Source organism: Brenneria salicis ATCC 15712 = DSM 30166 (assembly GCF_003315515.1).
Lineage (GTDB): Bacteria > Pseudomonadota > Gammaproteobacteria > Enterobacterales > Enterobacteriaceae > Brenneria > Brenneria salicis.
In genome coordinates this window covers 1-11839 of record NZ_QNRY01000024.1, presented here as the reverse complement: position 1 = coordinate 11839, position 11839 = coordinate 1, and the positions used below count along the sequence as shown (strand labels likewise).

11 protein-coding genes are annotated in these 11839 nt (G+C 55.0%); 10 read left to right on the top strand and 1 reads right to left on the bottom strand.

Annotated elements, in window-relative coordinates; genetic code table 11:
• Window positions 1–2: 2 nt before the first annotated feature.
• Complete coding sequence (locus DES54_RS11105; RefSeq protein ID WP_113867358.1) at window positions 3–719, bottom strand: CerR family C-terminal domain-containing protein; 717 nt, start codon at window positions 717–719, stop codon at window positions 3–5.
• A gap of 371 nt (window positions 720–1090) precedes the next feature.
• On the opposite strand from DES54_RS11105, the gene DES54_RS11100 reads away from it, so the two are divergent.
• From DES54_RS11100 to DES54_RS11055, 10 genes are all read left to right on the top strand, one after another.
• Entirely contained in the window at window positions 1091–3217 is a 2127-nt protein-coding gene (locus tag DES54_RS11100; protein WP_113867357.1) for a TonB-dependent receptor, read from the top strand.
• Window positions 3207–4181 carry an ABC transporter substrate-binding protein gene (locus DES54_RS11095; protein WP_113867355.1) on the top strand — a complete coding sequence of 325 codons (975 nt, stop codon included), beginning with the start codon at window positions 3207–3209 and terminating at the stop codon, window positions 4179–4181. Before DES54_RS11100 ends, DES54_RS11095 begins: the two co-directional genes overlap by 11 nt.
• Window positions 4178–5167, top strand: a complete 990-nt coding sequence (locus DES54_RS11090; protein ID WP_113867353.1) for a FecCD family ABC transporter permease — start codon at window positions 4178–4180, stop codon at window positions 5165–5167. Before DES54_RS11095 ends, DES54_RS11090 begins: the two co-directional genes overlap by 4 nt.
• Window positions 5160–6194 (top strand): FecCD family ABC transporter permease, encoded by a 1035-nt coding sequence (locus DES54_RS11085; RefSeq protein ID WP_113867351.1) that lies wholly within the window; start codon window positions 5160–5162, stop codon window positions 6192–6194. Before DES54_RS11090 ends, DES54_RS11085 begins: the two co-directional genes overlap by 8 nt.
• Before the next feature lie 12 nt (window positions 6195–6206).
• Window positions 6207–7052, top strand: a complete 846-nt coding sequence (locus DES54_RS11080; RefSeq protein WP_113867349.1) for an ABC transporter ATP-binding protein — start codon at window positions 6207–6209, stop codon at window positions 7050–7052.
• Window positions 7045–7905, top strand: a complete 861-nt coding sequence (locus tag DES54_RS11075; protein ID WP_113867347.1) for an IucA/IucC family C-terminal-domain containing protein — start codon at window positions 7045–7047, stop codon at window positions 7903–7905. The genes DES54_RS11080 and DES54_RS11075 overlap by 8 nt, the downstream gene beginning before the upstream one ends.
• Before the next feature lie 223 nt (window positions 7906–8128).
• Complete coding sequence (gene rhlE, locus DES54_RS11070; RefSeq protein ID WP_113867345.1) at window positions 8129–9463, top strand: ATP-dependent RNA helicase RhlE; 1335 nt, start codon at window positions 8129–8131, stop codon at window positions 9461–9463.
• Window positions 9464–9676: 213 nt separating this feature from the next.
• Window positions 9677–9991, top strand: coding sequence for a YegP family protein (locus tag DES54_RS11065; RefSeq protein ID WP_205680215.1), 315 nt, complete (start codon window positions 9677–9679; stop codon window positions 9989–9991).
• Between the two features lie 163 nt (window positions 9992–10154).
• Window positions 10155–11123, top strand: coding sequence for a tRNA dihydrouridine(16) synthase DusC (dusC, locus tag DES54_RS11060; RefSeq protein WP_113867343.1), 969 nt, complete (start codon window positions 10155–10157; stop codon window positions 11121–11123).
• A 68-nt stretch (window positions 11124–11191) separates the two neighbouring features.
• Window positions 11192–11740, top strand: a complete 549-nt coding sequence (locus tag DES54_RS11055) for a hypothetical protein (protein ID WP_113867341.1) — start codon at window positions 11192–11194, stop codon at window positions 11738–11740.
• Window positions 11741–11839: the final 99 nt, after the last annotated feature.

Below are 11839 nucleotides of genomic sequence, written 5' to 3'. Positions count from 1 at the left end.
GATTATTCCTTGTCCTGTCGGATATTGTTACGTTGTAACGTGTAATTTTCCCGCAAGCCATTAAGAAGAATTTCAAGGTGTTCCACCAAAACCTGTTGGATAAGCGTGGCTTCCTCCGGCCCGATATCCCGCCAACCTGCGCGTAGCAATAGGGTTTCCCGTGCAACACGGAACGATAGTGCTTCGCCAATTAATGCATGGGTGTGAATGATCGTTATGCGATCGTCGCTGGCCAGTCCGGTGTAGCGGGCGACCAGTTGCGTCATCAACTGGTGCAGCGGCTCGATAATCTGCTGATGCATCAGCGGGTAAGCCTCAGTGGGCGAGAGCTGCTCACGTGACATGATGCGGCTGAGATTCAGCGTTTCAGGGCTCGTCATCAGCCGACTGAAATGCAGCAATGCCTGGCGCAGATAATCCATAACCTGTTCAGTGGATTGCTCATGTGCCGGTCGTTGCATAAAGGCGTCAATTTTCACCACCAATGGGTGATAAATCTGATGGATATAGTCCGCAATCCAGTTCGCCACCGCCAGATAGAGTCCGTCTTTGGATTGGAAGTGGTAGGCGATGGCGGCGATGTTTTGTCCCGCGCGATGCGCGATTTCACGCGTTGTCGCCGCCTGTAGACCATATTCGCCGAAAACGGCCAGCGCCGCCTGGATCAATTGCTGTCGGGTCTGGTCGCCCCGGCTGGAAAAGAAGGATTGGTTGGTCATGCCGCCGCTCGGAGATGAGTTAATCAATCATATGATTAACTTTAAGCCATTTTTTTTCCCTTATGGCGTGATTTGGCTCACAAAAAACCTGGTGTGTCCGGGATGCGGTTTGAGGCGATAACGCGGAGGGGGGAAAGGCGGTAATGGGGGCGGCGTCAGGGCGGCAAATATCTTCATTACCACTACTTTTACTAAGGAAATTAAAAAGTTGTGTAATCATTGTAATTATTGATTTCAAATGATAATAATTGGCGTTAGCAATCTCATAAAAATAATGTTGCGCTTGCCGGCATGGAAACGAATTGCTGCCCATTAGGGGACTTTCATTGTAGTGGCCGAATTGAATCATTAAGGGGAAGACATTGAACCAGATGCGCGCTTTACTCGCATTGATGCCATGCGTGTTGATTTCTCAGGCTTATGCTCAGAATAACGCGTCTAAACAAAGTGATGACGGCGGTGATGAGATGGTGATTTCCGCCTCCCGCGCCAACATCCAGCAGAAAAAATCACCGCAGGTCGTCACTGTGATCACCAAAGCGGAAATCGAGCAGCAGATGCTGATTTCCGCCGATTCTTCCCAACTGCTGAGTAATTTGCTGCCATCGTTTTCCCCCAGCCGACAAAAAATGAGCGGCAGCGGTGAAACTTTCCGTGGTCGCGCCGCGCTGGTGATGATCGACGGCATTCCCCAATCGAACCCCTTGCGCCCGACCGGGCGGGAAATGCATACCATTGATTTTTCCATGGTGGAACGTATTGAAGTCATTCATGGCGCCAACGCCACCAACGGATTGGGCGCCACCGGCGGCGTGATTAACATTATTACCCGCCGCCCTGAAAATGGCGCGTTCAATCAACATGTGAACGTTCAGACGACCATCCCCACCGAAAAGATCCGCGGTGAAACTGCCAGCTATAAAACCACCTATCGCGTCGACGGGCGGCAAGACTATCTCGATTATCTGTTCGCAGTAGGCTATGAAAATCAGGGATTGTATCTGGATGGAAAAAACCGGCCTGTGGGCGTAGACAATACGCAGGGCGACACCATGGACTCCCGCGCCTATGATGTGCTGGCGAAAGTCGGCTACTGGCTGGATGATTACCAACGCGTCCAGTTGAGCGTGAATCGTTATCACATCAAAGGCGAGAACAATTACCGCAGTGTGGATGGCGTGCGCAATCAAGGTATTCCCACCACCTCAGTACGCGGCACGCCGGAAGGCATTGCGCCGCGCAATAGCGTGTGGTCGACCGGGCTGACCTATGAGCACCACGATCTGGCGGGCATGAAACTGTCGGCGCTGCTGTTCAGTCAGCAATATGAAGCGCTGTTTGGCGCGGATAATTCCAACACCTTTCAGGATGTCAATATCGCGCCGATAGGTGCGCTTTACGATCAGTCCAGAGCGGTATCCTCTAAATATGGCACTAAACTGGCGCTGACCAAGGATGATTTGCTTGACGATCGTCTGAAAGTCACTATCGGTTTCGATACCCTGCTGGATAAAAGTAAACAGGACATGTATCTGACCGGGCGCACCTATGTGCCGGAAGTGGAATACACCAACTATTCGCCGTTCATTCAGGGTGAATATCAACTGCTGGATGATGTGGTATTGTACGCGGGTGTGCGTCACGAAATCGCCAAGCTAAAGGTCGATAGCTACCAGACGCTGGCGGCAAGTACGGCGACCCGCCCCAATAACAGCGCAATGGTAGACGGCGGTAGCCCGAAGTTTAATGAAACGCTGTACAACGTGGGTATCGTCTATTCACCACTGGATTCGCTGAGCCTGTTCGCCAATTACTCCGAAGGTTTCGGCATGCCCGACGTTGGGCGGGCGCTGCGCTCCATCAGAACTGCCGGACAGGACGTGGATAACTTCCGCAACCTGCAACCGATTGTCACGGACAATATTGAAGCGGGTTTCCGGTTCAATAAAAACCGGTTCGATTTTGAGATGAGCTATTACCAGTCCAACTCCAAGTTGGGTAGCCGGGTGGAAGCGAATGCTGATGGCCTGTTTATTGCCCAACGTGAAAAAACCCGGATTCAGGGCGTTGAAGTCGCCGCCGGTTATCAGATTAATGATCGGCATAAAATTAAAGCGTCCTATGCCCACAGTGAAGGGAAATACGACAGCGATGACAACGGCAGTCTGGATGCCAAACTGGATGGCCTGAATGTCGCGCCGGATCGCCTGATTACCAGTTGGTCCGCCAACTGGAATGAGACATGGAGCTCGTTTGTGCAGGTGAATTACGCCTTCGACAAAAACTTCGACGGCGTCGATAAAGACTTTGACGGCTATGCATTGGTGGACGCCGCGGTTGGCTATAAGCTGCCTTACGGTAAGCTGAATGTGTCGGTGGCCAACCTGCTGAATGAAAACTACATCACCTACTACTCGCAAAGCGCGCTGGTTAACGACACGCGCTATTTCTCCGGGCGCGGACGCACGTTAACGCTGGGCTATTCGATTGATTTCTAAGTTCGATGCGTTTTCTTGCGCGTTAAAGGCAACAGTAAGGCGACGGTTGTCAGTCGCCATACTGTTATCGACACTGCTTTCGCCTGGCGCGTCGGTATCGGAAGCGCCGCGTCGCATACATCATGCGCTGGGCGTGACGGCGATTTCCGGCGCTCCGCTGCGGGTGGTCACGTTATTTCAGGGGGCGACGGATACGGCGGTGGCTCTCGGCGTCACGCCGGTGGGCGTGGTCGATGCCTGGACGGAAAAACCGACCTATAAATATTTGCGTCCCGCCTTGCAAGGCGTGGCGCATGTCGGGCTGGAGACGCAGCCCAGTCTGGAGGATATCGCGCTGCTCAAGCCGGATCTCATCGTGGCGTCAAAATTTCGCCATGAGAAGATCTACGGTCTGCTGTCGCGGATTGCGCCGACAGTGGCGCTGGACGAGGTATTCGATTTTAAAAAAACGTTACAGGTCATGGGGACGGCCCTCAATCGTCAGGCGCGGGCCGAGCAGTTGTTGCTGCATTGGCGACAGCGGATAACCACATTACAGCAGCGGCTGGCGGCCCGTTTTGGCGCGGACTGGCCGTTGACGGTTTCGGTGCTGGAATTTCGGGAAGATCATCTGCGCAGCTATTTGCCCGCCAGCTTTTCCGGCTCGGTACTGTCGGAGATGGGCTTCGTCTGGCCGCGCCGGGCGGCGGACCAACAAGGAGTAATGCAAAAACTGACGACCAGAGAAAGTATGCCGGTGGTGGATGCCGACGTCTTTTTCATTTTCATGCGCTCGGAAAAACCGGCGGTGACGAAAAATTATCAACCCTGGATCTCGCATCCGTTGTGGCGGCGAATGCAAGCCCCACAGCAGCACCGCATCTATCTGGTGGATGGCGTGGCCTGGAGTTTATCCGGCGGGATTTTGGGCGCCAATAAAATTCTGGATGATATCGCGCAGCAGTTCGTCGGAACCATGCCATGACGAGGACGTTTGTGCTGTTCTCAGGGGTGATCCTGCTGCTTGTCGCATGCGGCGCGAGTTTGATGTACGGGCAAACGACCATTGCCTTATCGGTGGTATTCAAGGCATTGTTTTACCCCGATCCGCAGCAAATCGATCACATTCTGGTGACAACCACCCGGCTGTCGCGCACCTGCATTGCGGTGGTGGTCGGCGCCAGTCTTGCCGTCGCGGGGGCGCTGATGCAGGCGCTGACCCGCAATCCGCTGGCCTCGCCCGGCATCTTTGGCGTCAATGCCGGGGCGATGTTCTTCATTGTGCTTCTTGCCGCGTGGCTGCCGCTTTCTTCCTCCTTTTCGCTCACCTGGACGGCGTATGCGGGCGCGGCGGTCGCCGGTGGTTTGGTCTATTTTCTTGGTACGCTGGGCAACAGCCGGGCCAGCCAATTACGCATCGTGCTGGCGGGCGCGGCGATTACCGCGCTGTTCACCGCGTTTACGCAGGCGACCTTGGTGGTCAATCAGGATGGACTGGACAGTATGCTGTTCTGGCTGGCGGGTTCAGTCTCCGGGCGGAGTCTGGCCCTGTTGCTGCCCATGTTGCCTTGGTTTGCCGCGGCTATGTCGCTGAGCCTGCTGTTGGCGCGGCATATCAATATTCTGGCGGCGGGCGAGGAGGTAGCGAAGGGGCTGGGGCAGCGGACCGGGCTGATCCGCGCGCTGATGGGGTTATGCGTCGTTGGTCTGGCGGGCGGCGCGGTGGCGATTGCCGGCAACATTGGTTTTATCGGTTTGATTGTTCCCCATATGGTGCGCCGTTTGCTCTCTACCGATCATCGTTGGCTGCTGCCGGGGTGTGCGGTGTTGGGGGCAACGTTGCTGGTGCTGTCGGATGTGGTTGCGCGGCTGCTGATCCAACCACAGGAAATTCCTGTCGGCGCCATGACCGCTTTGCTCGGCGCGCCGCTCTTTATTTATCTCGCCAGAAAAGGAATGCGTCATGGATAGCGGTTATCCGGTGCGTGTCGGCGCTTTTTCGCGTTTGCCGGATGTACGGACTGTCGGTGTGGTCGCCGCAGTACTCCTGCCGCTGTCTCTGTTGGTGATGCTGGCGTCGTTGTCATTGGGGAAAGTCTTTGTTCCGCCGATGGCGGTGGCGCAGGCACTGGTCGGCAACGCGGATCGCGGCATCGGATTTATCATTACCGAGTTGCGGTTGCCGCGTATTCTACTGGCGTGTCTGGTGGGCGGCGCGTTGGCGATCTCAGGGCTGATTTTACAAAGCATGGTGCGTAATCCGCTGGCGTCGCCGGATATTCTGGGGATCACCAGCGGAGCGTGCGCAGCGGCGGTGTTCTTTCTCTCGTTTCTGTCCGCCGCCTTCAGCCCGCGCTGGCTGCCGCTGGCGGCCATCAGCGGCGCGGGACTGACGGCGGGCGCGATCTATCTGCTGGCGTGGAAGCAGGGCGCCTCGCCATTCAGGTTGGTGCTGGTGGGCGTGGGGTTGTCCGCGATAATGGGGGCGGCGACCACCATGCTGCTGGTTTTCAGCCCGCTAAGCACGACGTTATCGGCCTATGTCTGGCTGACCGGCAGCGTGTATGGCGCGCAGTGGCGGGATGTAAGCGCGTTGGCTTGCTGGCTGGCGGCTATGATGCCTTTTCTGGTATTGCTGGCCCGGCACGTTAATGTTCATGAACTGGACGAGGGGCTGGCCGTTGGGATCGGGCTGCCGGTGGAACGGATTCGACTGGCGCTGTTGGCCGTGAGCGTGGCGCTGGCCGGCGCGTCCATCGCTTATGTTGGTGGTATGGCGTTCGTCGGGTTGATCGCGCCGCATATCGCCAAACGTATGGTTGGACGTGCGTTCCCTGGGCTGGCGATCGTGGCGGCGTTGTTGGGGGCGAATCTGGTGATGATTGCCGATCTGATTGCCCGGACGCTGTTTTTGCCACTGGATTTACCTGCCGGGATTTTTATTTCGGTACTGGGTGCGCCGTTTTTTATCTACTTGCTGATTCGGCAACGCCATTAAGAAGACTGAGTTATGTGTCCGACTGAACCTAATGCCTTACCCCGTCAGGCCCTTGAAAGCAGAGCGTTGACGCTAAGCTACGACCAGCAAGTCATTATCGATGCGCTGGATATTGTCCTGCCTGCCAATCAGATCACGGTGCTGGTGGGGAGCAACGGCTGCGGTAAAAGTACGCTGCTGAAAGCGTTTGCCCGTCTGCTGAAACCGCAAAGCGGCGTGATAATTGTCAACGGTGAGGATATTCATAAAAAATCCACCGTTGCCGTGGCGCAAGATCTGGCGATCCTGCCGCAAACGCCGACTGCCCCGGAAGGTTTAACGGTGCATCAACTGGTAAAAATGGGCCGCTATCCGCATCAGTCATGGCTAAAACAGTGGTCGCGCGAAGATGAATATCAGGTGGAGCAGGCATTGCTCAGCACCGGGGTGCTGGCGTTGCGGGATCGCCGCGTGGATTCGCTCTCCGGTGGGCAGCGACAGCGGGTATGGATTGCCATGACGCTGGCGCAGGATACCGGTATTCTGTTGCTGGACGAACCAACCACCTATCTGGATTTGGCGCATCAGATGGAGGTGCTGGACTTGCTGCGTGAACTCAATGTGCGCCAGCAAAAAACCATTGTGATGGTGTTGCACGATCTGAATCTGGCCTGTCGTTATGCCCATCATATGATCGCGGTGTATAACCGGACGGTATACGCGCAAGGCAAACCCAGCGATATTCTCAGCGAAGCCACTGTAAAAACGGTGTTTAACCTGAACTGCCGGATGATTACCGATCCGTTTTTTGGCACGCCATTATGTATCCCCTTTGGACGAGAGGCCAACCACACCGACAGGGCGACGGATAATGCATGATCAATTTAACGCCCAGCAATTCGATGCCCAACAATTCGATGACCAACAATGGGCGATGCTGTCCGGCACGCTGCAATTGACGGCGGCCGCGCAGCGAGATAAGCGCGAGGCCTGTGACAGTGCGGCGCTGCTTGATCCTGACTATTGTCGCTGGTTGCTGGATCGGCTTACGCCGAAACTGTTGTCGCCTTCAAGAAAGATTACGGCGTCGTTGCTGAGCAAACGTATCGCCTTTCTGACCACGGCTTCCAGCCTGTACGCCATGTCGGTGTACAACAAAGGGCTGAATATGTCGCTGGAAAACTGCGTGCTGGAATATGGACACCAGAAACAGTGGACCTCAACCATGCCATTGTACGATCTCAGCGTTTCCCAGCCGACGGCGGGGCAGCGTGAGGCGTGGCGTCAGCGCCAGTTTGAAACCCTGTTTGGCCGACACCTTGCTCCGCTGTTGCAGGTGTTGTCGAGGATATCGGGCGCGCCGTTGCGCATACTGTGGGAAAACACCGCGGTGCGCATCTTTTCACTCTACGAACGTCGAATGCAGTGGGACGACCCGGCGGCGGTATGTCTGCCCGGACTAACCGTGGCACAGCGAATTCAGCAAGATTTTACGGCGTTGATCAACGCGTCCGGCGAGATTTTCGGCACGGACGACAATCCGCTGAAGCCTTTTTATCGGCCTAAAACGCGGGTGCCGGTGGCGTCGCCACCGCCGGACGGCATGTGTTTCCGGGAGGTTCGGTTTCGCCGTACTTGTTGTTTCTATTATAAGGCTTCGCAACCGCCGGCGTATTGCTCCACCTGCCCGCTGTCGCGTCCCGGAAAAGATAGGCGCAAGGCGAAAGAATGAGGCAAAAGAATAAAGTGATGTACGACAGATAAAAATCCCTTAACGTCCAGAATCTCTGCTACAATCGCCGTCAGTTATGCACCGTAGTTGTGCCCGTTCATCGTGGTTGTTGCTTATGTCGTTATTGTTGAGTTAATGATGACCCGGCAAACCCGTCTTATCATCCCTCTGAAAACTACACCGGTCGTTATCCGGTCAGGGCGGATCTGGAGTTGTTCTTTCTATGTCATTTGATTCTCTCGGCCTGAGCGCCGACATCCTGCGTGCTGTTGCAGAACAGGGCTATCGTGAACCTACGCCTGTGCAACGTCAGGCGATCCCGGTTGTATTGGCTGGTCGTGATTTAATGGCCAGCGCGCAAACCGGTACGGGTAAAACGGCGGGTTTCACCTTGCCGTTGCTGCAATTACTGAGCAGCAACGCGCCTCCAGCGAAAGGCCGCCGTCCGGTTCGGGCGTTGATCCTCACGCCGACCCGCGAACTGGCGGCGCAGATAGATGAAAACGTGCGTGCCTACAGCAAATATCTGCGTTTACGTTCGCTGGTGGTATTCGGCGGCGTCAGCATCAACCCGCAGATGATGAAATTGCGTGGCGGCGTGGATATTCTGGTGGCGACGCCGGGACGTTTGCTCGATCTGGAGCATCAGAACGCGGTTGATCTGTCTCAGATTGAGATTCTGGTGCTGGATGAAGCGGACCGCATGCTTGATATGGGCTTCATTCATGATATCCGCCGCGTGTTGGCCAAGCTGCCGGCGAAACGTCAGAACCTGTTGTTTTCCGCCACTTTCTCCGATGAGATTAAAACGCTGGCGGGCAAATTGCTGACCAATCCGGCATCGGTTGAAGTGGTGCGCCGCAACACCCCTTCGGAACTGGTGACGCAACACGTACATTTTGTGGATAAGCGCCGTAAGCGCGAACTGCTGTCTCAATTGGTTGGCGAGAACAACTGGCAGCAAGTGCTGGTGTTTACCCGCACCAAGCATGGCGCCAACCATCTGGCCGAACTGCTGGAAAAAGACGGGATTACGGCGGCGGCGATCCACGGTAATAAAAGTCAGGGCGCGCGTACCCGTGCGCTGGCAAATTTTAAAGACGGCACGATCCGCGTGCTGGTGGCGACCGATATCGCCGCCCGTGGTCTGGATATCGATCAATTGCCGCATGTGGTCAACTATGAGTTGCCGAACGTGCCGGAGGATTATGTTCACCGTATCGGTCGTACCGGTCGGGCGGAATCGACGGGTGAAGCGCTGTCGCTGGTGTGTGTCGACGAACATAAACTATTGCGTGATATTGAGCGTCTGTTGAACCGTGAAATTCCACGTATTGCGGTGCCGGGCTATGAGCCTGATCCGTCGATCAAGGCTGAGCCGATCATCAACGGTCGGCAGGGCAATCGCGGCGGCGGTCGTTCCGGCGCGCCACGCGGCCAATCCGATCGCAAGCCCGCCGATGGCGCTCGCCAGCCGCGTAAAACGTCAGGTCATGGCGCCGACGGGCAACGCCGTTCGCCGCGTCCGCAAAATCGCGGCAAGCCAGCCGCCCGCTAAGTGGTATTTATCGCATTCAGTTCATAAGTTGATATAAGTAAGGGAGCCGTTGGCTCCCTTACTTATTTACGCCGATCCCGTCTCATGGTTGACAAGACCTATTCTTCCGTCTGTTGGTTGACGTATTTTTATCCTGCGACAACACTTATTTCAGCCTGTTATTCGGGACAGACTTTGAATCCATTATTTTACTGATTAGCGGGAGTCATTAAGATGAGTGGTAAATACGAGATTTACACTGGAAAAAATAATCAGTTCTATTTTCGTCTTAAAGCTGGAAATGGCGAGGTCATCCTCGTCAGTGAAGGCTATACCAGCAAAGCAAATTGTGAAAACGGCATTGAATCGGTGATAGAAAATTCACCGGATGATCAGCGATATGCGCGTCTCACCGCGCAAGACGGTTCACCTTATTTTAATCTTAAAGCGGCTAATCATCAGGTGATTGGCCGGAGCGAGACTTACAGTTCCTCGCAGGCGCGTGAAAACGGCATTGAGTCTGTGAAAAAAACGGTCCGCATTCGATAGTTTTCGATCTCACTGAATCATCCGCAAGGTAATCGCTTTTCAGGCAGGCGTCGCCTGCCCGTTATTTTCCATTGCCTTCCTGATCATGACGATTATGTTTTCCCATTGCGTTGCGCTCACGATGAACAGTACCATGATGTGCTTTTTTTAACTGAGTGGTGTTATGCGTGTTCTGCTTGCCCCAATGGAAGGCGTTCTCGATGCGTTAGTGCGGGAACTGCTGACGGAAGTTAACGATTATGATCTGTGCATCACCGAGTTCTTGCGGGTGGTGGATCAGCGTCTGCCGATTAAATCGTTCTATCGCCTGTGTCCTGAACTGCGTTATGGCAGCCGCACCCCATCGGGGACGCGGGTGCGTATCCAATTGTTGGGGCAACATCCGCAATGGCTGGCGGAGAATGCGGCGCGTGCCGTGGAGTTGGGCTCTTATGGCGTTGATCTAAATTGTGGTTGTCCTTCCAAACTGGTAAACGGCAGCGGCGGCGGCGCGACGTTGTTAAAAGATCCTGAATTGATCTATCAGGCCGCCAAAGCCATGCGCGAAGCGGTCCCTGTATCGCTGCCGGTAACGGTGAAAGTACGTTTGGGCTGGGACTCCGGCGAGCGTCGGTTCGAGATTGCGGATGCGGTGCAGCAGGCTGGCGCGAGCGAGTTGGTGGTGCACGGACGCACGAAAGAAGATGGCTATCAGGCTGATCGCATCAACTGGCGGGCGATTGGCGAAATCCGCAAGCGTCTGAGCATTCCGGTGATTGCCAACGGCGAGATTTGGGACTGGCAAAGCGCCCAGGATTGTCTGACGGTAACCGGTTGTGATGCCGTCATGATTGGCCGGGGTGCGCTGAATGTGCCGAATCTGAGCCGGGTGATTAAGTATAATGCACCGCGTATGCCGTGGAACGAGGTCATGGCGTTGTTGCGCAACTATGTTCGTTTGGAAAAGCAGGGCGATACCGGAATGTACCATGTGGCGCGCATCAAGCAGTGGCTGGGCTATCTACGCAAAGAGTATACTGAGGCGACGGCATTATTTAGTGAGATCCGGGCGCTGAAAACCTCGGCGGAGATCGCCCGTGTGATCGACTCGCCTTCCTGTTACCGGGTGCCTATTATTTCTCCTATCAGGTAAATATCATCGAGATGGTTCAATGTTGCCAGCGCTAAACCGCCATCACTAATAAAGAAGAGAGCGAGAACATGGAGAATGAAGCCATTGCCCGTCAACATTACGCCCAGATCAGACAGCGGCTTACGCCGGCTACGCCGGTGGCATTGCTATGTATTGGCGAACAGCAAACCGTTGTGGTTTGTGGTAACGAGGCGCAGCCCGTTGTCGTGCTGTCATTGAACATCGGGTTTGTTAAAACGGGCGAGACGTTTTTTAAGCATCTCCCGCCAACACCGGATGAAATGGAACTGGCCATCATGACCGTGGAAGATGAGGTAATGCGTATCCGCCACTCTCTTCTGGCAGACTCCGCGCTCTTCTCCGTCGATCCTGACGATGCCGGGATTGCGCGGATCTCAGGCGTAAAGGAAGAGGATGGAAGCTGGTGGCTTTCTCAGGATGAGATAGAAAGAACGTTTAAACGTCTGGAGCGGGTGATGTTTGGCAGCCCCGCTTCATGGGAAGGCATTCCACTGGAGCGCTCGTTTACCGCCCGGTTGCTTATTCTGCGTGAGTTTATCCACCATCACGGCTTTGAAACGTTGACCATTACGCCTTATCCGTCATCAGTGGCGTGAAGTACTAAATAACTGCGCCTATTACCGCTCCACTTTTGTTAGTCCAGGTTTGTTGCCTGGGAAAGGTGATGCGGTTTTAATAAATTGTCTGACATTTTT